The sequence below is a fragment of the Pseudomonas sp. GW821-FHT01E05 genome, assembly GCF_059422425.1.
The window spans coordinates 1-22,414 of record NZ_JBWKWW010000017.1 but is presented as its reverse complement, the minus strand read 5'-3'; the positions used below and the strand labels follow the sequence as shown (position 1 = coordinate 22,414).

The 22,414-nt window shown below is 60.9% G+C and carries 18 protein-coding genes and 1 pseudogene; 16 read left to right on the top strand and 3 right to left on the bottom strand.

What is annotated here, in order from left to right:
- Positions 1 to 5 precede the first annotated feature (5 nt).
- The 10 genes and pseudogenes from kdpB (at position 6) to AC07W5_RS27215 (ending at position 13,026) form a co-directional block, all read left to right on the top strand.
- Positions 6 to 2,084, top strand: a complete 2,079-nt coding sequence (kdpB, locus tag AC07W5_RS27260) for a potassium-transporting ATPase subunit KdpB (RefSeq protein WP_494991200.1) — start codon at positions 6 to 8, stop codon at positions 2,082 to 2,084.
- A gap of 12 nt (positions 2,085 to 2,096) precedes the next feature.
- Positions 2,097 to 2,669, top strand: a complete 573-nt coding sequence (gene kdpC, locus AC07W5_RS27255) for a potassium-transporting ATPase subunit KdpC (protein ID WP_495012633.1) — start codon at positions 2,097 to 2,099, stop codon at positions 2,667 to 2,669.
- Between the two features lie 26 nt (positions 2,670 to 2,695).
- On the top strand, positions 2,696 to 5,395 hold the full coding sequence (kdpD, locus tag AC07W5_RS27250) for a two-component system sensor histidine kinase KdpD (RefSeq protein ID WP_495024655.1): 2,700 nt from the start codon (positions 2,696 to 2,698) through the stop codon (positions 5,393 to 5,395).
- A complete protein-coding gene (gene kdpE / locus AC07W5_RS27245) occupies positions 5,392 to 6,081 on the top strand; it encodes a two-component system response regulator KdpE (RefSeq protein WP_494991197.1) in 690 nt (229 codons plus the stop codon). Before kdpD ends, kdpE begins: the two co-directional genes overlap by 4 nt.
- 108 nt (positions 6,082 to 6,189) lie before the next feature.
- A complete protein-coding gene (locus tag AC07W5_RS27240; protein WP_495024654.1) occupies positions 6,190 to 6,543 on the top strand; it encodes a DUF2784 domain-containing protein in 354 nt (117 codons plus the stop codon).
- A 553-nt stretch (positions 6,544 to 7,096) separates the two neighbouring features.
- Positions 7,097 to 9,655, top strand: a complete 2,559-nt coding sequence (gene nirB / locus AC07W5_RS27235) for a nitrite reductase large subunit NirB (protein ID WP_494991195.1) — start codon at positions 7,097 to 7,099, stop codon at positions 9,653 to 9,655.
- Positions 9,655 to 10,050: a nitrite reductase small subunit NirD gene (nirD, locus tag AC07W5_RS27230; protein WP_495012629.1), complete on the top strand. Its 396-nt coding sequence runs from the start codon at positions 9,655 to 9,657 to the stop codon at positions 10,048 to 10,050. Before nirB ends, nirD begins: the two co-directional genes overlap by 1 nt.
- Before the next feature lie 46 nt (positions 10,051 to 10,096).
- Positions 10,097 to 10,531: pseudogene (locus tag AC07W5_RS27225) on the top strand (CBS domain-containing protein); the annotation flags it as partial.
- 654 nt (positions 10,532 to 11,185) lie between these two features.
- Positions 11,186 to 12,382, top strand: coding sequence for a methyl-accepting chemotaxis protein (locus tag AC07W5_RS27220; protein WP_495024653.1), 1,197 nt, complete (start codon positions 11,186 to 11,188; stop codon positions 12,380 to 12,382).
- Positions 12,379 to 13,026 carry a hypothetical protein gene (locus AC07W5_RS27215; protein WP_495012627.1) on the top strand — a complete coding sequence of 216 codons (648 nt, stop codon included), beginning with the start codon at positions 12,379 to 12,381 and terminating at the stop codon, positions 13,024 to 13,026. Before AC07W5_RS27220 ends, AC07W5_RS27215 begins: the two co-directional genes overlap by 4 nt.
- A 53-nt stretch (positions 13,027 to 13,079) precedes the next feature.
- Here AC07W5_RS27215 and AC07W5_RS27210 read toward each other — a convergent pair whose 3' ends face one another.
- On the bottom strand, positions 13,080 to 13,247 hold the full coding sequence (locus tag AC07W5_RS27210; protein WP_495024691.1) for an OprD family outer membrane porin: 168 nt from the start codon (positions 13,245 to 13,247) through the stop codon (positions 13,080 to 13,082).
- Between the two features lie 48 nt (positions 13,248 to 13,295).
- Entirely contained in the window at positions 13,296 to 14,060 is a 765-nt protein-coding gene (gene glcC, locus AC07W5_RS27205; protein WP_495012625.1) for a transcriptional regulator GlcC, read from the bottom strand.
- A 233-nt stretch (positions 14,061 to 14,293) separates the two neighbouring features.
- On the opposite strand from glcC, the gene glcD reads away from it, so the two are divergent.
- The 6 genes from glcD (at position 14,294) to AC07W5_RS27175 (ending at position 21,634) form a co-directional block, all read left to right on the top strand.
- Entirely contained in the window at positions 14,294 to 15,793 is a 1,500-nt protein-coding gene (gene glcD / locus AC07W5_RS27200; RefSeq protein ID WP_494991190.1) for a glycolate oxidase subunit GlcD, read from the top strand.
- Positions 15,793 to 16,857 carry a glycolate oxidase subunit GlcE gene (glcE, locus tag AC07W5_RS27195; RefSeq protein WP_495024652.1) on the top strand — a complete coding sequence of 355 codons (1,065 nt, stop codon included), beginning with the start codon at positions 15,793 to 15,795 and terminating at the stop codon, positions 16,855 to 16,857. The genes glcD and glcE overlap by 1 nt, the downstream gene beginning before the upstream one ends.
- Positions 16,858 to 16,860: 3 nt before the next feature.
- A complete protein-coding gene (glcF, locus tag AC07W5_RS27190; protein ID WP_495024651.1) occupies positions 16,861 to 18,078 on the top strand; it encodes a glycolate oxidase subunit GlcF in 1,218 nt (405 codons plus the stop codon).
- Positions 18,079 to 18,108: 30 nt separating this feature from the next.
- Positions 18,109 to 18,510 (top strand): heme-binding protein, encoded by a 402-nt coding sequence (locus tag AC07W5_RS27185; RefSeq protein WP_494991187.1) that lies wholly within the window; start codon positions 18,109 to 18,111, stop codon positions 18,508 to 18,510.
- Positions 18,511 to 18,575: 65 nt separating this feature from the next.
- Entirely contained in the window at positions 18,576 to 20,750 is a 2,175-nt protein-coding gene (locus tag AC07W5_RS27180) for a malate synthase G (protein WP_495024650.1), read from the top strand.
- A gap of 119 nt (positions 20,751 to 20,869) precedes the next feature.
- Positions 20,870 to 21,634 (top strand): alpha/beta hydrolase, encoded by a 765-nt coding sequence (locus AC07W5_RS27175; protein ID WP_494991185.1) that lies wholly within the window; start codon positions 20,870 to 20,872, stop codon positions 21,632 to 21,634.
- Positions 21,635 to 21,707: 73 nt separating this feature from the next.
- On the opposite strand, the gene AC07W5_RS27170 is transcribed toward AC07W5_RS27175, so the two are convergent.
- A complete protein-coding gene (locus AC07W5_RS27170) occupies positions 21,708 to 22,193 on the bottom strand; it encodes an adenosine-specific kinase (protein WP_494991184.1) in 486 nt (161 codons plus the stop codon).
- Positions 22,194 to 22,414: the final 221 nt, after the last annotated feature.

The window sequence follows — 22,414 nt, the reverse complement described above, 5'->3', positions numbered from 1 at the left end:
GGAAAATGACACGAAAATCATTCACCTTATTCGACCCAACCCTGGCCAGACCCGCCATTGTCGAGTCGTTTCGCAAACTCAGCCCCAGGGTGCAGTGGCGCAACCCGGTGATGTTCGTCGTCTATGTCGGCGCGATCCTCACCACCGGCTTGTGGATCCAGGCTCTGGGCGGCAAAGGCGAGGCAAGCAGCGGCTTTATCGTCGCCGTGACCTTGTGGCTGTGGTTCACCGTGCTGTTCGCCAATTTTGCCGAGGCCCTCGCGGAAGGCCGCAGCAAGGCTCAGGCGGCTTCTCTGCGCGACCTCAAAAAGGAGATCTGGGCCAAGAAGCTGCGCGAACCCCACTATGGCTCAGAGTGGCAACTGGCTCAGTCCAGCGATCTCTGCAAGGGTGACGTGGTGGTGGTCGAAGCAGGCGATCTCGGGGGTTCTCTGATTCCCGCCGATGGCGATGTGATCGAGGGCGCAGCGTCAGTGGACGAGTCGGCCATCACTGGCGAGTCAGCGCCGGTGATCCGGGAGGCTGGCGGCGATTTTTCCGCGGTGACCGGCGGGACACGGGTGCTCTCGGACTGGATCGTCATTCGCGTCACGACGAACCCCGGTGAAACCTTCGTCGACCGCATGATCGCGATGGTCGAGAACGCCAAGCGGCAGAAGACTCCAAACGAAATCGCGTTATCGATCTTGCTGGTGGCCCTGACCATCGTGTTTCTCGGCGTCACCGTCACCCTGCTGCCGTATTCGCTGTATGGCGTCGAAGTGGCGAAGTCCGGATCGCCCATCTCGATCACCGTACTGGTCGCCCTGCTCGTCTGCCTGATTCCCACGACCATTGCCGGCCTGTTGTCGGCGGTGGGTGTAGCCGGCATGAGCCGCATGATGGAAGCCAACGTGATTGCCACCTCGGGGCGGGCGGTGGAGGCCGCTGGTGACGTCGACGTGTTGCTGCTCGACAAGACCGGCACCATCACCCTCGGCAATCGCCAGGCATCCGCCTTTCTGCCGGCACCGGGAGTCAAGGAATCGGAACTGGCCGACGTGGCGCAACTCGCCTCGCTTGCCGATGAAACCCCCGAAGGCCGCAGCATCGTGGTACTGGCAAAACAGCGGTTCAACCTGCGTGAGCGCGACATCCACACGCTCGGTGCGCATTTTGTTCACTTCTCGGCGCAGACACGTATGAGCGGCGTCGACATGGGCAACCGGCAGATACGAAAGGGCGCGGCCGAAGCGATCCATAAACATGTTGACGCCCTGGGCGGCAACTTTCCGGAGAAAGTGCAAGCCATCGTCGACGACGTTGCCCGCCGTGGCAGCACGCCGCTGGTGGTGACAGACGGGCTCAAGGTTCTCGGTGTCATAGAACTCAAAGACATCATCAAGGGCGGCATCAAGGAACGCTTTGCCGAACTGCGCCGCATGGGTATCAAGACCGTGATGGTGACCGGTGACAATCGGCTTACCGCAGCGGCAATCGCTGCCGAAGCGGGGGTCGATGACTTCCTGGCCGAAGCGACGCCCGAGGACAAACTGCGGTTAATCCGCAGTCACCAAAGCGAAGGTCGACTGGTCGCGATGACGGGCGACGGCACCAACGATGCACCGGCCCTGGCTCAGGCCGACGTTGCGGTGGCCATGAACTCGGGTACCCAGGCTGCTAAAGAGGCCGGCAACATGGTCGACCTCGATAGCAACCCGACCAAGTTGATCGAGGTGGTGGAAACGGGCAAGCAGATGCTGATGACCCGAGGCTCATTGACCACCTTCTCGATCGCCAACGACATCGCGAAATACTTCGCGATCGTCCCGGCCGCTTTCGTCAGCACCTATCCGCAGCTCTCCGCTCTTAACATCATGGGGCTCGCAAGCCCGAACTCGGCGGTCTTGTCCGCGGTGATCTTCAATGCACTGATCATTGTCTTCCTGATCCCGCTGGCGTTGAAAGGCGTCAAGTACCGCCCCGTCGGAGCAGCGTTGCTGCTGCGCCGGAACCTGTTGATCTACGGTCTGGGCGGCGTGATCGTGCCGTTCATTGGTATAAAACTAATCGACATGACCTTGTCGGTTGTCGGTCTGACTTGAAGGAGCGCTCACATGTCATCCTTGCTCCGTCCGGCATTGACACTGCTCATCGTACTTTCTCTGATGACCGGCGTGGCCTATCCGCTGGCCATGACCGGCATCGCCAGACTGATATTCCCGCAGCAGGCTGCGGGCAGCCTGATCGAGAAGGACGGCAAACCGGTGGGTTCCATGTTGATCGGCCAGGCATTCAGTGATCCCAGGTACTTCTGGAGCCGTCCATCCGCCACGAGCCCCATGCCTTATAACGCCAGCGCCTCGAGCGGATCGAATCTGGGCCCGCTGAACCCGGCCCTGGCCGACGCCGTCAAGAGCCGCATCGCAGCACTGCGCGCAGCCGACCCGAGCAACAGTGCGCCGGCACCGGCTGACCTGGTCTACAGTTCTGCCAGTGGACTTGACCCACATATCAGTGTCGTTGCCGCCGACTACCAGGCCGCCCGGGTCGCGCGGATCCGCAACCTGCCACTCGAGCGCGTGCGCGCACTGATTGTCGAACACTCCGAAGGCCCGCTGCTGGGGTTCCTGGGCGAGCCGCGGGTCAACGTCCTGGCACTGAACCTGGCACTCGACGCCGCACGCTGAGAGCCGACTCATACACGGTGGTCCTGATGGACGGACAACGCCCTGACCCGGATCAATTGCTGGCGCAGATTCGCGAGGAGGAATCGCAGGCGAAGCGCGGCCGACTGAAAATTTTTTTCGGTGCCAGCGCCGGTGTCGGCAAGACATACGCGATGCTCGTCGCCGCCCGTGCAGCGCAAGAGCTGAATGTCGATGTGCTGATTGGCGTGGTCGAAACCCACGGTCGCGCCGAGACACAAGCGCTGGTTTCCGGGCTCCAGCAGCTGCCGCTCAAACAAGTCCTCTACAAGGATCGCACGCTGACTGAATTCGATCTCGACGGTGCGCTTGAGCGCAAACCGAAACTGATCCTGATCGATGAGCTGGCGCATTCCAATCTCGCCGGCTCCAGGCACCCGAAACGCTGGCAGGATGTCGAGGAACTGCTCAGCACCGGCATTGATGTCTGGTCGACGATGAACGTCCAGCATCTTGAGAGCCTGAATGACATTGTCGGCGGCATCACCGGGATCCGGGTGTGGGAGACGGTGCCCGACCACGTGTTTGACAGCGCAGACGAAGTGGTCATCGTCGATTTGCCACCCGACGACCTGTTGCAGCGTTTGAAGGAAGGCAAAGTGTACCTGGCGCATCAAGCCGAACACGCGGTGCACAATTTCTTCCGCAAGGGCAACCTCATAGCGCTGCGAGAATTGGCTCTGCGCCGAACGGCCGACCGGGTCGACAACGAGATGCTGCAATACCGCCAAAGCGGTGCGGTACAGCCCGTCTGGGGCACACGAGATTCCTTGCTTGCCTGCGTCGGCCCTGGGGAGCGCACAGAGAAAACCGTGCGCTCGACCGCGCGTCTGGCGGCCCAACTCAATGTGCCCTGGCATGCCGTCTACGTCGAGACACCCGCATTGCAACGCCTGCCCGATGTCGCACGCCAGCGTGTCCTGCGCACCTTGAAACTCGCCCAAGAGATGGGGGCGCAGATTTCGACCCTGGCCGGCCAGGACGTTGCCCAGACCCTGGTCAAGTATGCACGACAGCACAACCTCTCCAAGGTCGTGCTTGGGCGTGACGATACGCCGCGCCGATGGCCCTGGACTCGCATGCTGGCGGATCGGATCGGTGAGCTTGGAAGCGACCTGGACGTGGTTCAGATCGCACTCCCGGCACAACAACGTACTCGACCCGAGAAGGCCACCGTCGGCAGCGAGAATCGCGTGGTGTGGCCCGCCTACGCCATGAGTGCTGCGATCTGTGCGGCGACCACCTTGCTCGCCACGCCCCTGTTGCAGGTATTCGAACTGACCAATATCGTGATGCTGTTCCTGCTCGCGGTCGTCGGCATCGCGGTTCGCTATGGCCGCGGTCCGGCGGTTCTCGCAGCATTCCTCTCGGTTGGTGCGTTCGACTTCTTCTTCGTGCCACCGCGTTTTTCGTTCACCATCAACGACGCCCAGTACCTGGTGACCTTCGGCGTAATGCTCGTTGTGGCACTGGTGATCGGTCAAATGACTGCCGGCCTGACCTACCAGGCACGGGTAGCGCAAAAGCGCGAAGATCGCATACGAGCGCTGTATGAGATGTCCCGGTATTTGTCCGCAGCACTCATGACCGAGCAAGTGGCCGAGATCGGCACGCGTTTCCTCGCAGACGAATTCAACGCACGATCGGCGTTGCTCGTTGCCGATGACAACGACAAGCTGCAAGCGCCGATGACCACCGGCGATGCTCCTGAGGTCGACTCTGCCATTGCCCAGTGGTCCTTCGATAAAGCCGAGGCAGCCGGATACGGAACCGATACCCTGCCGGCGAGCCCGACCCTCTATCTGCCGCTATCGGCGCCAATGCGCGTACGCGGTGTACTGGCGATACAACCGCGCGACTCAACTCGTCTGGCCGTTCCGGAGCAGCGACGCCTGCTCGACACGTGCGCGTCGCTGTTAGCCATCTCGCTGGAAAGAATCCATTACGTCAATGTCGCTCAGGACACCACGGTTCAGATGGAATCCGAGCGCCTGCGTAACTCGCTGCTGGCTGCGATCTCGCACGACCTGCGAACACCCCTTGCGGCGATGGTCGGATTGGCGGAGACACTGACGCTGACCAAGCCCCCGTTGACCGGCGAGCCCGTTGAGATTGCCCATGCGATACGTGAATCAGCGCTGCGCATGAACACTCTGGTTAACAATTTGCTCGACATGGCACGACTTGAATCAGGCGCGGTTGCACTGAATCTCCAGTGGCAGCCCCTGGAGGAAGTAGTGGGCAGTTCGCTGAGGGCCGTTCGCCCTGCTTTAGGCGCGCGCCCGGTGCAGGTGTCCCTACCTGAGGACCTGCCGCTGGTCCAGATTGATACTGTTTTGATCGAGCGAATTCTCGTCAACTTGCTTGAGAACGCCGGCAAGTACACACCGCCCGACACGCCCATCAGAATTGGCGCTGAAGCGACCAGTGACACCATTCAATTATGGGTCGACGACTTTGGTCCTGGATTGCCGCGAGGACACGAGGAAGCGATATTCAGCAAGTTCGAGCGTGGTAAAAAGGAAAGCGCAATCCCGGGCGTCGGGCTAGGACTTGCCATCAGCCGTGCCATCGCCCAGGTCCATGGCGGAACGGTTCACGGCGTCACGCGTCCGGATGGCGGTGCGCGTTTCACGCTGAGTCTGCCACGCGGCGAGCCACCCGTTATCGAACAGCCTGTGGAGCCGACTGACGAGGACCAACCATGAGCGAAACGGCGCTGCGTGTCCTGATCGTTGAGGACGAAATTGAAATCCGGCGCTTCGTGCGCATGGCGCTGCAGGCCGAAGGTCTGCTGGTGTATGAGGCAGAGTCGCTGGAGCGTGGTCTCATTGAAGCCGGGACACGACGTCCCGACCTCATTGTGCTTGACCTCGGACTGCCAGATGGCGATGGGGTCGATCTCATCCGGGATCTGCGGACGTGGTCGCAGGTCCCGATTATTGTCTTGTCGGCGCGTAGTGCCGAGTCCGCGAAAATCGTTGCGCTGGATACCGGTGCCGATGACTATCTGGTCAAACCCTTTGGCACCGGTGAACTGCTCGCGCGAGTCCGGGCCCAGTTGCGCCGGAGCGTGAAGGGTGTTGAAAGCACCTCGATCGTGACCTTTGGTGACGTGCGGATCGATATGGAACGGCGTGTCGTGGAGCGCTCCGGCGTCCCCGTGCATCTGACGCCACTGGAATACCGCCTGCTGACTCATTTGTGCGCCCATCCAGACCGTGTACTGACGCATCTGCAATTACTCAAGGCGGTCTGGGGGCCTAACCATCAAACAGATACGCAATATCTGCGAGTATTCATGGGCGGTCTGCGCAAGAAGATCGAAGTGGACCCCTCGCAGCCGCGCCACCTGATCACCGAGACCGGTGTCGGCTACCGTTTTCTTCCTTGAGCGGAGCCTTGATATGGTGGGCCCCTTACGCTCCAAACACCTGTCTCGACACCTCAAGGGTGTGCAACGGCATGGCCTGCCTCTGCATCCGGAAACGACGGAGTCGACATGATCTATCGCATAGCCGCCGACGGGCTGGTGCTGCTCCATTTGCTGTTCATTCTCTTCGTGCTGTGCGGCGGGCTACTGGTGCTCAAATGGCGCCACCTGTGCTGGTGGCACTTGCCCGCTGTGGCTTGGGGGGCGGCGGTCGAGGGCTTCCAGTGGCCCTGCCCGTTGACCGGATGGGAAAACCACCTGCGTCTGGCCGCCGGAGAAGCCGGCCATGGTGCCAGTTTCGTTGAGCATTATCTGTGGCCGCTGATTTATCCGGCCGGGCTGACACCTGGCATGCAGGTATGGCTGGGCGCTCTGGTGCTGGTGGTCAATGTGCTCGTCTACCTGTTGCTGCTGAGGCAGTGAAAGGAGACACGTGTGCAATACGCGTCCTGATCCAGTGGCGTTGTCGCAAGCCACAAAAATACGGCTGCACAGGGCCTTCGCAAACGGCTACAGATGAGCCGCAAACGCATCCCGAACCAGATTTGCCCCAAAAAAGGAACCGGACTAGTAATTCGCACCCTTCTGGTTCAATGCGCCTGGGTGATAACTGGCCGGGCGAAGCCAATGGGTGTCTTCAAGAGTTCCGGAAAAGCCCGCGTTGTAGCGTTTCAACCCCTGCGCCGCTAACCGTTTCCCGGGATCGAAATACCTCGCGCCGGAACTGGCATGAAATCTGCTCTTCTACTGACAAACCCGCCGAACTCTCCGGCGGACGTCCCAAGTGGTCACCGCCGACCACCCGCCTCAACAGGCATGGGACGGGTGAACCAGGCAGCGCGGCCTCGGTTAATCACCCCACCAGACATCAATGAATACCAGGCAAAGACGCCTGGAGCTGCTAAACGGCTCCAGGCGTTTTTTTTTGGTTTTTTTCTGGCCATGCCAAGGCAGCGGCTTCGACAGAGGAAAGGCTATGAACGCTATCGTCACCCCGATCAAAAGCGAAACACTGGTCGTTATCGGCAACGGCATGGTCGGCCACCATTGTGTCGAGCAACTGATCGAGCGCGGTGCACTCGCCCACTATCACGTGCATGTGTTCGGTGAGGAGCGTCAGCGTGCCTACGACCGCGTACACCTCTCAGAGTATTTCGGCGGCCGTGATGCCGAGTCCCTCGCCCTTGGCGATGCCGATCTGTATGCCCGCCATGGCGTGCAGTTGCACCTCGGGGTTCAGGTACTTGAAATCGACCGTGAGCATAAGGAAGTGGTCACCAGCGCCGGACGCCAGGCTTATGACCGCCTGGTGCTGGCCACCGGTTCCTATCCCTTTGTGCCGCCGATCCCCGGCGCCGAGGGACGTTCGCGGCTGGTCTACCGCACCCTGGACGACCTCGACGCGATCCGCGAAGCCGCCACCCATGCCCGGCGTGGTGTGGTGGTAGGTGGCGGTCTGCTTGGTCTTGAAGCCGCCAACGCCTTGAAGTCCCTGGGGCTGGAAGCCCATGTCGTCGAATTCGCCCCACAACTGATGCCGGTGCAACTGGACGCCAGCGGCGGCGAGGCGCTGCGGGCACGGATCGAGGCCTTGGGTGTCGGCGTGCACCTTTCGCGAGCGACCCAGGAGATCGTCATTGGTGAAGAATATGCCTACCGCATGAACTTCAACGATGGCGAGTTTCTTGAAACCGACCTGATCGTATTCTCCGCCGGCATCCGCCCCCAGGACGCTGTCGGTCGCAGCGCTGGACTGGAGGTGGCAATCCGCGGTGGTCTGGTGGTCGACAATCATTGCCGCACCAGCGACCCCGACATCTTCGCCATCGGCGAGTGTGCGTCCTGGAACGGCAGCATCTTTGGCCTGGTCGCGCCGGGCTACAGCATGGCGCGTAACGTTGCCGCAAATTTGGCCGGTCAGCACTACGAGCCTTTTACCGGCGCAGACATGTCGACCAAGCTCAAGCTGCTGGGCGTCGATGTCGGTTCGATCGGCGATGCTCACGCGACCACACCCGGAGCCAAAAGCTACCGCTTCATCGACGAAGCCAGCGCCAGCTATCGGCGCCTGGTGGTCTCCGCTGACGGCAAGCACGTGCTCGGCGCAGTGCTGATCGGCGACAACAGTTACTACGACACCCTCCTCCAGTACGCGCAGAACGGCATCGCGCTGCCCAAGGACCCGTCCAGCCTGATCCTGCCGCTGTCGGACGGCGCTCCGACACTGGGCGCCGATGCGCTGCCGGACACCGCCACCCTCTGCTCCTGCCATAACGTCACCAAGGGCGCGGTGTGCTGTGCGATCGACGCCGGCTGCACCGATCTGGGCGAACTCAAGGGCAAGACCAAGGCCGGCACCGGTTGCGGCGGTTGCAGCGCGCTGCTCAAACAGGTCTTCGAGCATGAACTCAGCGCCCGTGGCGTCGCCGTCGACAAAAGCCTGTGCGAACACTTCGCCCACACCCGCCAGGAGCTGTACGCCCTGGTGCGGGTGGAAGGGATCATCAGCTTCGACGAGATGCTGGCCAAGCACGGCCGTGGCCACACCGGCTGCGATATCTGCAAACCCGCGGTGGGCTCGATTCTCGCCTCGTGCTGGAACCAGCCGATCATGGATCCGTCCTTGGTGCCCTTGCAGGACACCAACGACACCTTCATGGCGAACATGCAGAAGAACGGCACCTATTCGATCATCCCGCGCATCGCCGCCGGCGAGATCACCCCGGACAAACTGATCGCCCTCGGCGCCGTGGCGAAAAAATATGACCTCTACACCAAGATCACCGGCGGCCAGCGCATCGACCTGTTCGGCGCCCAACTGCATCAACTGCCGGACATCTGGGGCGAGCTGATCGAGGCCGGTTTCGAGACCGGCCACGGCTACGGCAAGTCGTTGCGCACGGTGAAATCCTGTGTCGGCAGCACCTGGTGCCGATACGGCGTGCAGGACAGCGTTGGCATGGCGCTGATTCTGGAGAACCGCTACAAGGGCCTGCGCGCGCCGCATAAATTCAAGCTTGCAGTGTCCGGCTGCACCCGCGAATGCGCCGAAGCGCAGAGCAAGGACATCGGTGTGATCGCCACCGAGAAAGGCTGGAATCTCTACGTCTGCGGCAATGGCGGCATGCGCCCGCGTCACGCCGAGCTGCTGGCCACCGACCTGGATGACGACACCCTGCTGCGCTACATCGACCGGTTCCTGATGTTCTACATCCGTACTGCCGACAAACTGCAGCGCACCTCGGTCTGGCGCGAGAGCCTGGAAGGCGGTCTGGATTACCTCAAGGAGGTGATCATCGAGGACAGCCTGGGGCTGGGTGCTGAGTTGGAGTCGCAGATGCAGTTGGTGATCGACCGTTACGAATGCGAATGGGCCAACGCCATCAATGACCCGGAAAAGCTCAAGCGTTTCCGCACCTTCGTCAATGACGAACGCGGCGACCCGGATATCCATTTCGTCAAGGAACGCGGCCAGCGTCGCCCGGTGCACGCCACCGAACTCCATCTGATTCCCGTTACCGAGGAGGTGCTCTGATGAGCCAGTCAAACGTCGTCCGAATCGAACCCCACCGCGCCAGCGAAAGCCCTGCGCACTGGCGGGCGCTGTGCAGCCGTCACGACCTGGTCGCCAATTCAGGTGTCGTCGCCTGGATCGATGGCGCCCAGGTGGCGCTGTTTCACTTGCCCGATGCCCAGGACAAAACCCTCTACGCCATCGACAACCGCGACCCGAAGTCAGGCGCCAATGTCATTGGCCGAGGTATCGTCGGCAACCTCAAGGGCGATCTGGTGATTGCCTCGCCGCTGTACAAACAGCACTTCCGTCTCGAAGACGGCAGCTGCCTGGAGTATCCGGAACAAAGCTTGCGCGTCTGGCCGGTGCGGCTGAACGGCGATGTGGTGGAGATTGGAGTAAGCGCGGGCGCTTGAGTGACAGGACTCGGCCCGCAGGTAGACATTCACAGGAGCGTTCCCCATGAAGACCGTTGCACAACTATTGAAGTTGAAAGCCACGCAAAATCAGGTCCACACCATCGCCCCGGATCAGATGGTGCTGGAAGCGCTGAGAGTGATGGCTGAAAAAAATGTGGGGGCTCTACCGGTCATGGAGGGGGGCCAGGTGGTAGGTGTCATCAGCGAGCGCGACTACGCGCGCAAGATTGTTCTCCAGGGGCGCTCCTCGGTCGGCACGCCCGTCAGAGACATCATGAGCGCGCCAGTGGTGACAGTGGACTCCCGTCAAAGCGTCGAGACCTGCATGGGCATCATGACCGACAGCCATCTGCGCCACTTGCCGGTGGTGGAGAACGGACAACTGCTGGGCCTGCTGTCCATTGGTGACCTGGTTAAAGAAGCCATCACCGAGCAGGCCGATCTGATCCGCCAACTGGAACAGTACATTCGCGGAGATCTATGGAGCCTCCCGGCCGTGGGCATCGCGCGAGCACCTGAGCCGCATGCTGCAGAAGTCGGCCACTTGCCGTGAGTTGAACAGCGCATAAAAAAATGCCCCTATCTTGCGATACGGGCATGTTCTGAAACCACCAGACAGAGCCTGCGGTGATCAGGCTCAAACGGCACGGTCAATTTCATCCAGTACGCATCGCCTTTACTCAGCATGACCCGCCCTGCCCTGGCCTATCGGCTGAAGAAAAACCTGATGAAAGCCTGAAGGCGACTGCCCGGCCAAGGTGCATCGCGGTCGGTGACCCGGACTTGCTGCCCCTTATCAGCGCGACGGAGTCACCCGTGTGCTGTGCGCTGCAGAACTCTCGGTGTGGCTTGGGCATACACCGTTCCCATTGAATAGCTGCCGATAAGGCAAATCTGCCAATGACAAACGTCGGATTGTCGGCGAATTCGCCCTTTTCACTGTCCGGGCACACTCCTGCGATCTGTCGATAGCAAAGCCTGGCAGACAATTTGCTAAGGGATAACCAGGCATGAGCCATCAACGGCGATGGCTTCGCAAACACCATGGGCAACGGCGTCCGCTCCTCCTCCGCATTGCGGAAGGTGAGCGTGCGCCGTTTTTGCTTTCATCCTGGCAATGTAAGGATTATCCATGTCCGCTCAAGGAATGCTCCATTCGACTCACGCCGCAGCGAACCGGAGCGAGGGGGTCGGCAAACCCCGTCGCCCGACAGGCACGGCATTCGGCAAGGCATTGTTCGAACCCGGTAGAGCCCTTCTCGAACGCAGTCGAATCGGCGCCTGGTTACCGCTTGGATTAGCCCTCGGCGCCTGCGGTTTCGCGCTCGCCGACCAGCCCGCCAGCGCACTGACCCTGATACCTGGCGTACTCTACCTGGGCTGCGCCTGGCACCTGCGCGAGCGCCACCAACGCCGACTGCAGACGTTCTGGAACACCGAACTGGCACGGCTACTGCGCAGCCCCCGGGATGCCGATTCGGCGACGCTACTGATGGCCGGCAGTATGCAATTGCGCAACAGCGAACGCTTGCGTAGCGAAGTGCAATTCGCCAGCCGCGCCCTGGAACAGATGGCCCAAAAAGCCCGCGACCAGGGTGAACAACAGAGCCAACGGATCGCTATGATCGCTGCCGCCAGCGAGCAGATCGATCAGACCCTGCACAGCATCGACGCCTTGGCCCAAGGTGCGCTGGCAGCCTTCGCCGACGCCCATGCCCAGAGCGACGCCGGTTGTCTGGAGGCGCGCGCCGTGGGCGGCAGCATGCTCGCCATCCAGCACAGCCTGGGCAATACAGCACAGGCCGTGGAAGCCTTGCTGCAGCGCACTGCCGCAGTCGAGAGCACGGTGCAGAGCATCCAGGCGCTGGCCAAGCAGACCCAGTTGCTGGCACTCAACGCCTCCATCGAAGCTGCCCGCGCTGGCGAGCACGGTCGTGGTTTTGCCGTGGTCGCCGAAGAGGTCCGCAGCCTGGCCCAGGCCACCGACCGGGCCACCCAGGAGATCACCACGGCCGCAACAGCGATTGCTACGGCGGTGCACCTGGTGGATGGCGAGGTCAAAGAACACCGCGACTTGCTGCAAGCAGGCAGCCAGCAGAGCGAGCACCTCGCCGCCAACCTCGACAATCTGGCACGACGCAGTCAGAGCAATCTGCAGCACCTTGGCGCCATGCAACAGGCGCTCAGTGAGCACCAGCAAGCCAATCATGCCCTCAGCGAACAGTTGCAACAGGTCAATGGCGCTGTGCAGGAACAGAGCTCGCAGACTCATGCGTTGCACGACCTGACCCGCTATCTCAACCAGCTCACCGTCGGAAGCCGCCCATGAATTCAACACTCATCGAAACACTCGACGGCGAGCCATCCCGACAAACCCGCTTGCCACAGGATGACCCGGGCCTGCGACAGGCACTCTTGCTGGGCCTCGACCTGCTGCAAGGCCTGCAGCAGCATCGCGGCCTCGGTGGACAGACCACCCGCGAGGCACGCCTGCGCTGCCAGGTTCTGGGCGACTCGCTCGACCAGGGCTGGAGAGCGTGGCCGTATGCGACACAACGACAAGCCTGGCAGGTGTTGCGCCGCGACCCTGCGGATTTCGATGGTCACTGCCGGCTGTTACAAGAGTTGCTCGGCGCCATCCAGCATCTTGAACTGCATCGTTGTGCGTTCAATCTGGCCCCACCCAGCATCGCCGAACGCTGCTGGGAACTGGAAGACCTGGGGCGGCTGCGCGGTTTGTCCGTGCGCGCGGCCGCCTTTCGCAGTTGCCCTTTGGAAATGCTGATCCAGTTGCAGTACCTGCATGAACGCTTACTCAGGCAGGCTCAAGGCTCGCTGCGCAATGCTCTTGAACGGTTGCAGCGTTGCCTGATCGACGCCCCGACAGTGTCCATCGACCCGGCGCAGTGCTACGCCCTGCTCACCCCCTTGCTCGACGAACGCCTCGATGCCATCCGCCGGGATCTGAACTGAGGTTAAGTTGGCTGGCTCCCTGGAAGAGAAAGTGAACGGCAGTTGCCTGGCGCTTAAAAATTGAATACATAGCTCAGAATCACGCGATGTGCATCGCCGCTGGCGCGCAGGCCGGCGGCCAGGGAGGTACTGATATGGCTGGCGTCGACATCGTCACCCTTGACGTAACGCAGACCGAACGTCAGCCCCGGAATGCCGAGTGCAGCGAAGTCATACGTCACAGACCGCAATGAACAGCCGCAGAGACACCGGATCGATATGCCACATGTTCACGTCCACCCCTCAAGCCGAAGCGTGGAACGCACCAGGCGCTGTTCTTCGTTTTCGATTTCCTTGAGGTTCTCGCAGATGCTCTGGATATGCGCGATGGCCGCCTTGCGCGCCTGCTCGGGCAAACGGCCGGTGACGGCGTTATAGAGCCGCGCGTGCTGCCGGTCGATCTGACGTTTTTGAGGTTCGCGGTGATAGAGGTTGTTGACCGAGGCGAAGACTGAGTTGAGTAGCAAATCGGTCAATGAGCGCAAGGTCTGCACCAAAACCGGATTATGCGAGGCTTCGCAAATCGCCAGGTGGAACGCGTGATCGAGCCGTGCATGGGCCGAGGCATCGAGTGACTGTGTGTGAGCCTCGACCAATGCCTGATAGCTGCGGGTGATCAGCACGAAGTCCGCATCGGTGCCACGCAACGCGGCCAGTCGGGCGGACTCGCCTTCCAGGAGGCTACGCACCTCGAACAGATCGTAGAGGGTGCGGGGCTGTGAACTGAACAAATGCATCAACGGCGACGTGGGGGTATGTCCCGACAGCTGCGCGACAAACGAGCCCTTGCCCTGTTCGGTCTCGATGATTCCTCTGGCACGCAGCAATTTAAGCCCTTCTCGCAGCGCGGTGCGGGAAACGCCGAGCTTTTCCGTCAGCCGTCGTTCGGAAGGCAAGAGCTGACCGGTCTTCAGTACGCCATCGACAATCAGACGCTCGATGCGTTCGCACACCACGTCCGCCACCTGGGCACGGCCCGAATCACTGCTGCTCATGCAACCTCCAACTGGTATGACCAGTTATGGCGAAAACGCCAATAAAATCAAACAACACAACTAACTTACTGAATATATTGATATTAATCACAAGTAACAAAATCCATCCGCTAAAAAACTGGTTCGACCAGCCTCACAACACATGGACAGTAAGGCCCCTTAGGCCAATGATGCAAGTTAGCTGTTCCCGTGAACAAGCTCCAATAAAAGCAACTCAGGGTCGTTAGCCACCCATGAACATTCTCTACGACGAACGCGTTGACGGTGCGCTGCCTGCCGTCGATAAAGGCTCGCTACTCCAGGCCCTGCAAGAGCGATTGCCCGATCTGGATATCCTGCACCGCGAGGAAGATCTCAAGCCTTACGAGTGCGACGGCCTGTCTGCCTACCGCACCACGCCGATGCTGGTGGTGCTGCCCCGGCACATCGAGCAGGTACAAGGCGTGCTCAAACTCTGCCATGAGCGCCAGGTGCCGGTAGTCGCACGCGGTGCCGGGACCGGGCTTTCCGCAGGTGCATTGCCGTTGGAAAAAGGCGTGCTACTGGTGATGGCGCGTTTCAACACGATCCTGCACATCGACCCCGCAGCGCGCAGCGCCCGTGTTCAACCTGGCGTACGCAATCTGGCGATCTCCCAGGCTGCCGCCCCCTTCGGCTTGTATTACGCGCCGGATCCTTCCTCGCAGATCGCCTGCTCCATCGGCGGCAATGTGGCCGAAAACGCCGGTGGCGTGCATTGCCTCAAGTACGGACTGACCGTGCATAACCTGCTCAAGGTTGAAATCCTCACGGTCGAAGGCGAACGACTGACTCTGGGCTCCGAGGCCCTCGACTCGCCGGGTTTTGACCTGCTGGCGCTGTTCACCGGCTCCGAAGGCATGCTCGGGATCATCACCGAAGTCACAGTCAAACTGCTGCCCAAACCGCAAATCGCCAAAGTGCTGCTGGCCGCGTTCGACTCCGTGGAAAAAGCCGGACGCGCGGTCGGCGACATCATTGCCAAAGGCATCATTCCCGGCGGCCTGGAGATGATGGACAACCTGGCGATTCGCGCGGCCGAAGATTTCATTCATGCCGGCTACCCGGTAGACGCCGAAGCCATTCTGCTGTGCGAACTCGATGGGGTTGAAGCGGACGTCCACGATGAGTGTGACCGGGTTCGTGCCGTACTTGAGCGCGCGGGTGCCACCGAAGTGCGTCAGGCCCGCGACGAAGCCGAGCGGGTGCGGTTCTGGGCCGGACGCAAGAATGCCTTTCCGGCGGTAGGACGGCTCTCGCCGGACTACTACTGCATGGACGGGACAATCCCGCGGCGTGAACTCCCCGGCGTGCTCAAAGGCATCTCCACTCTGGCCGCCGAATACGACCTGAGGGTCGCCAACGTGTTTCACGCCGGTGACGGCAACATGCACCCGCTGATTCTGTTCGATGCCAATCAGCCCGGTGAGCTGGAGCGTGCCGAGACCCTCGGCGGCAAGATCCTCGAACTGTGCGTCAAGGTCGGCGGCAGCATCACCGGCGAGCACGGTGTCGGCCGCGAGAAAATCAACCAGATGTGCGCCCAGTTCAACAGCGATGAGTTGACCCTGTTCCACGCAGTGAAAGCCGCCTTCGACCCCAGCGGTCTGCTCAATCCCGGCAAGAACATTCCGACCCTGCACCGCTGCGCCGAATTCGGCGCCATGCATGTGCACCTGGGCCAGTTGCCCTTCCCTGAACTGGAGCGTTTTTGATGTATGTCGAACAGAATGTCGACGGCAGCGCTGCGCTGCTGGAACAGGTCATCCAGGCGCTGAACAATGCCACGCCGTTGCTGATCCAGGGTTCCAACAGCAAGGCGTTTCTCGGCCGCCCGGTGGCAGGCGAAGTGCTCGACACTCGCGGTCATTGCGGCATCGTCAGCTACGACCCGACCGAACTGGTAATCACCGCGCGGGCGGGCACGCCTTTGGCCGATCTGTCCGCAGCCCTGGAAGCGGCCGGCCAGATGCTGCCCTGCGAACCGCCGTCGTTTGGTGAGGGTGCAACGCTGGGCGGCATGGTCGCCGCCGGTTTGTCCGGCCCGCGCCGGCCCTGGTCCGGCTCGGTGCGTGATTTCGTTCTCGGCACCCGCGTGATCACAGGCTTGGGCAAACACCTGCGCTTCGGTGGCGAGGTCATGAAAAACGTCGCCGGTTACGATCTGTCGCGCTTGCTGGTGGGCAGTTACGGATGTCTTGGCCTACTCACGGAAGTGTCGTTAAAGGTCCTGCCCAAGCCCCGCCGGTGCATCAGTATCTCGCTGGAAATGGACCGCGCGCACGCCTTGGCAAGGCTTGCCGAATGGGGCCAGCAACCCCTTCCCATCAGCGCCGCCTGCCATGACGGCCAGCGTTTGCATCTGCGCCTGGAAGGGGGCGAAGGGTCGGTGACGGCCGCCCATGATCGTCTCGGCGGCGAATGGCTCGACCCCGGTTATTGGGGCGAACTGAATGAACAGCGTCTGGCCTTTTTCGACGAAGGTCAGCCACTGTGGCGCCTGTCAGTGCCCAACAATACCGGCATTCTTGATCTGCCCGGCGAGCAGCTGATCGATTGGGGCGGTGCCCAACGCTGGCTGAAATCCGACGCCGATGCTGCCGTTATTCGCTCGATTGCCCATGAGGCCGGCGGTCATGCGACCTGCTACAGCCACGGACTGATCGACAGCCCTTTCCAGCCGCTGCCCCCCGTGCTGCTGCGCTATCACCGCCAACTCAAAGCGCAACTGGACCCGCAAGGGATCTTCAACCCGGGTCGAATGTACGCGGAGCTCTGAACCATGCAGACCACCTTAAGTGAACAGGCCAAACGCCTGCCGCGCGCCGAAGAAGCAGATAGCATTCTGCGCACCTGCGTACATTGCGGCTTCTGCAACGCCACCTGCCCGACCTATCAACTGCTCGGCGATGAACTGGACGGCCCTCGCGGGCGTATCTACCTGATCAAGCAAGTGCTGGAAGGCCACGAGGTCACCGAGAAGACCCAACTGCACCTGGACCGTTGCCTGTCGTGCCGCAACTGTGAAACCACCTGCCCCTCCGGCGTGGACTATCACAATCTGCTGGACATCGGCCGTGCGGTGGTCGACGAGGCCGTGCCACGTCCTCTCGGCCAGCGCTTGCTACGCGAGAGTCTGCGAGCGGTGGTACCTAACCCGGGGCTGTTCAAGACGCTGATCAATACCGGCGAAACCTTTCGCCCGCTGTTGCCTGAGGTACTCAAGGTCAAGTTGCCGCGCACTGTGCACCCCGCCAAGCCACGACCGACGACGCAGCACACGCGGCATGTGCTGATGCTCGAGGGCTGCGTGCAACCGAGCCTGTCACCCAATACCAATGCCGCCACTGCGCGAGTCCTGGACCGCCTGGGAATCAGCGTCACGCCGATCAGCCAGGCCGGATGCTGCGGTGCCGTGGACTATCACTTGAACGCCCAGGAGGCCGGCCTCAATCGCGCTCGGCGCAATATCGACGCCTGGTGGCCGAGCATCGAAAACGGTGCCGAAGCCATTGTGCAGACGGCCAGCGGTTGCGGAGCCTTCATCAAGGATTACGGCCATCTGCTCACAAACGATCCGGCCTATGCAGCCAAGGCCAAACGGGTCAGCGCCCTGGCCAGGGATCTGGTGGAAGTGCTGCGTGAGGAGCCGCTGGAGCAACTCAAGATCAGCGCCACCATGCGTCTGGCCTTCCACTGCCCCTGCACCTTGCAGCACGCACAAAAGCTCGGCGGCGCGGTAGAAGAGTTGCTGACTCGCCTGGGCTTCAACCTCACGCCAGTCCCGGACAGCCATTTGTGCTGCGGCTCGGCGGGCACCTATTCGCTGACCCAGCCCGAACTGTCCCGACAACTGCGCGACAACAAGCTCAATGCACTGGAAAGCGGAAAACCCGAGGTGATTGCCACCGCCAACATCGGCTGTCAGACCCACCTCGACGGTGCCGGCCGAACCCCTGTCAGGCACTGGATCGAACTGGTCGAAGAAGCCCTGCCTTAACCGAACGAACAGCGTCCATTGGAGAACCCCATGAGAACCAAAGCCGTATTGAGCCAGAGCGAAGTCAGTCAGATCCTGGCCGCCGCGCGCACTGAAGCACAGAACAATCAATGGGCGGTGACCATCGCCATCGTCGATGACGGCGGTCACCCACTGGCCCTTGAGCGTCTCGATGGCTGCGCAGCGATCAGCGCCTATATCGCCACGGAGAAAGCCCGCACCTCGGCCCTGGGCCGCCGTGAATCCAAGGGCTATGAGGACATGGTCAACGGAGGTCGCAGCGCCTTTCTTTCGGCACCGCTGCTGACCTCGCTGGAAGGCGGCGTGCCGATCATCGTCGATGGGCAAGTGATCGGTGCGGTCGGGGTGTCGGGAGTGAAAGCCGAACAGGATGCCCAAGTCGCCAGAGCCGGCGCCCAATGCCTGAATTGAACCGGCCCTTCACTGAACCAACAGCGCTTTGCGCTGAATCGACAACCTCTGATGGAGACTGTGTGATGTCCGATTTCGTCAACTGCCAGCGTCTTAAAGTGGCAGCGACCCTGCGACGTTTCATCGATGAGGAGGTGCTGCCAGGCACCGGCCTCGACCAGGAAACCTTCTGGAGCGGCTTCGATGCTCTGGTGCGTGAACTGGCCCCGCAAAACCGGGCGTTGCTCGCCGAGCGCGATCGTCTGCAGAGCGAACTCGACACTTGGCACCGTGCCCACCCGGGACCTGTGACTGACATGCCGGCCTATCGCAGTTTTCTCACCGCCATTGGCTACTTGCAGCCGCAACCCGCCCAAGTGCAGGCCAGCACCCGTAATGTCGATATAGAGATCAGCACTCAGGCCGGCCCGCAATTGGTGGTCCCTGCGGTGAATGCCCGCTATGCACTGAACGCGGCCAATGCCCGTTGGGGTTCGCTGTATGACGCACTGTATGGCACCGATGTGCTTTCCAATGAAGGTGGCGCCGAGGCAGGCACGACCTACAACCCGGCCCGCGGAGCCAGGGTCATCTCCTTTGCCCGCGCTTTTCTCGATGAAGCCATGCCACTGAGCAATGGCTCTCATGCAGATGTGAGCAGCTACCGCGTTGAGTCAGGTCAACTGCAAGTGACCCTGAAAAATGGCAGTCGGAGCGCACTCTTGCAGCCTGAAAAATATGTCGGTTACCAAGGCCAGGCGCTGCAACCCACAGCTATCCTGCTGAAGAACAACGGCCTGCACGTAGAAATCCAGATCGACCCGGACAGTACGATTGGTCGTGCCGACAACGCAGGAGTGAAGGACCTGCTGATGGAGGCGGCGCTCTCGACCATTATCGATTGCGAAGACTCCGTCGCCGCTGTCGACGCCGCTGACAAAGTGCAGGTGTATCGCAACTGGTTGGGTTTGATGAAAGGCGACCTCAGGGAAGACCTGGAAAAGAATGGCAAACGCATCACCCGACGCCTCAACCCGGATCGCAAATACACCGCCGTCGACGGCAGCACTCTGACGCTGCACGGTCGCTCACTGCTCTTTATCCGCAATGTCGGCCATCTGATGACCAGCCCGGCGATTCTCGACAGCGACGGCGTGGAGATCCCGGAAGGCATCCTCGATGGCGTAGTCACCAGTCTGATTGCCTTGCATGACCTGCAGCGCCGCGGCAACTCGCGCACCGGCAGCGTCTACATCGTCAAACCGAAGATGCACGGCCCCGCCGAAGTGGCGTTTGCCGAGTTGTTATTCAGTCGTATCGAGGATCTGCTCAGGCTTGAGCGCAATACCCTGAAGATGGGGATCATGGACGAAGAGCGACGCACCAGCGTCAACCTGAAAGCCTGTATTGCGGCCGCCTCTTCGCGCGTGGCTTTTATCAATACCGGTTTCCTCGACCGCACCGGCGACGAGATGCATACCGCCATGGAAGCCGGCGCCATGCTGCGCAAGGGCGAGATGAAGAACAGCGCGTGGATTCAGGCCTACGAACGCAACAACGTACTGGTCGGCCTGGCCTGCGGCCTGCGGGGTCGCGCGCAAATCGGCAAAGGCATGTGGGCAATGCCCGACCGGATGGCCGACATGCTCGAACAGAAGATTGCCCACCCCAAAGCCGGGGCCAACACCGCCTGGGTCCCCTCGCCTACGGCTGCCACCCTGCACGCGCTGCACTATCACAAGGTCGATGTGCGCGCGGTTCAAGAAGCATTGGAGCAGATAGATCTGTCCGCCGTCAGTGAGGAAATTCTCAATGATCTGCTCAGCGTTCCGGTTGCCACTATTGGCCGGTGGTCCGCCGAGGAGATTCAAGAGGAAGTCGAAAACAACGCCCAGGGTCTGCTCGGCTATGTCGTGCGCTGGATCGAGCAAGGTATCGGTTGCTCCAAGGTCCCGGACATTCATGATGTCGGGCTGATGGAAGATCGCGCGACCCTGCGCATTTCCAGCCAGCACATCGCCAACTGGCTGAGGCATGGTGTGATCGACCGAACGCAGACCCTGAAGATCCTGCAACGCATGGCTCAGGTCGTCGACCAGCAGAACGCCGCAGAGCCGCACTACCAAGCCATGGCAATCGACTTCGAGCGATCGCGGGCCTTTCAGGCAGCCTGTGCGCTGGTTTTCAACGGATGCGAACAACCGAGCGGCTATACCGAGCCGCTGCTGCATAAGTTCCGCATCGCCTTCAAACAAGGTTGACGCCGAGTGAACTCTAAAAACCTGCCAGCTCAACGACTGCACTACACTTTCGCGGCCTGCGCCAGCTTTCCATGTTGCGTTACACCTCGGATGGGTGCCCCCTGAAAGAAGTCAGCCACATGCCGCGAACCGTCGTATTGCTCCTCGCATTGGTTGCAGCCTCGTACCTTGGGTTGTGTGCCGCCTTGTTCGTGTTTCAGCGTGCCCTCATCTACTTTCCGCAGCCTCGCACCATGGGTATCCCCGCAACGATTCTCAAGCTGCCTGTAGCCGACGCCCAAGTGTTGGTCTCAACCAGACCCCACGACGGTCCGGATGCGCTGATCTACTTCGGAGGCAATGCCGAGGATGTCTCGCTGAACCTGCCCGACTTTTCGCAAGCCTTCCCGAATCAGGCGATCTACCTGCTTAACTACAGAGGATTCGGTGGAAGCTCCGGATCCCCCTCCGAGGAGACCCTCCAGCGCGATGCCCTGGCCTTGTTTGATATGGTCCACGCCGACCACCCCAATACGGTGGTTGTGGGGCGTAGTTTAGGTACGGGCGTCGCCATTCACCTTGCGAGCCAGCGGCCGGCATCGCGCCTGATCCTGATCACGCCGTACAGCAGCCTGGAAGATCTCGCCGCGATAAAAATGCCCTTTTTTCCAGTGAGGTGGCTGCTAAAGGACAAGTTTCAATCGTGGAAATATGCCGCTGGAATCACTGTCCCTACGCTGTTGATCGCGGCTGAACACGACGAGATCGTACCGCGTTCAAATACCGAGAAACTCTACGCACATTTCCCCACTGGCGTGGCCTCGTTCAAGGTCATTCCGGGCACTGGCCACAACTCAATATCGCAAAGCCCTCAATACTTGAAAGTGCTCGGCAGCGGGCTGTAATCGACCTGCTTGATGAGCAGGGAGCTACGTTGTCCAGGCATCATTGGGCCGCTACACAGTGCCTGGTCTTCACTCATAGCTTGTAGCCGATCTGTCGCAACAAGCTCTTGCGCCAAAGGATGTCTTCGTCGCCTTCTATGTCACTGGCACAGAAACCATCCACTACGCCCAGGACCGCTCGACCCTGCTCCGTTTCAGCAAGAATCACCTCAGTTGGATTGGCTGTTGCGCAAAAAATGCGGCATACCTCTGGCACCATTTTGACTGTGTTCAACACGTTCAGCGGATAAAAACCGTCCCCGAGAAAAATGATGAAGCTATGGCCTGCGGCAATGGCTTTCGCATTCTTCCGGGCAAGTTCGATCATGGCGGTATCGGTGCCAGACCATCGCACCAGGCATTTGCCAGAGGCTTCACAAAAGGCCACGCCAAACTTGATACCTGGCACGGCACCTACCAACGCTTCGTGGATATCCTCGACGGACTTGATGAAATGCGTCTGACCAAAAATGAAGTTCGTAGCTTCCGACTTATCGATTTTCACAGTGATGAGTTGCATTTCAATCTACTCCTTTTCCGATGTTGACTAAGCATAGCTATTCATTTGCCATGTCTGTGTCCATCGGCTGTCTCTGGCCCAAGCCAGGCTGGAGTCTCTGCAGGAGCAGCCAGTCGACGCCCGAGTGCGCGCCATGGCGTCGTCGAAATCGCCATCGCGAGCCAGCCCGCGCCGACAAATCGCGCGCAAAACAAAACCCCTACCTGCAGATGCAGATAGGG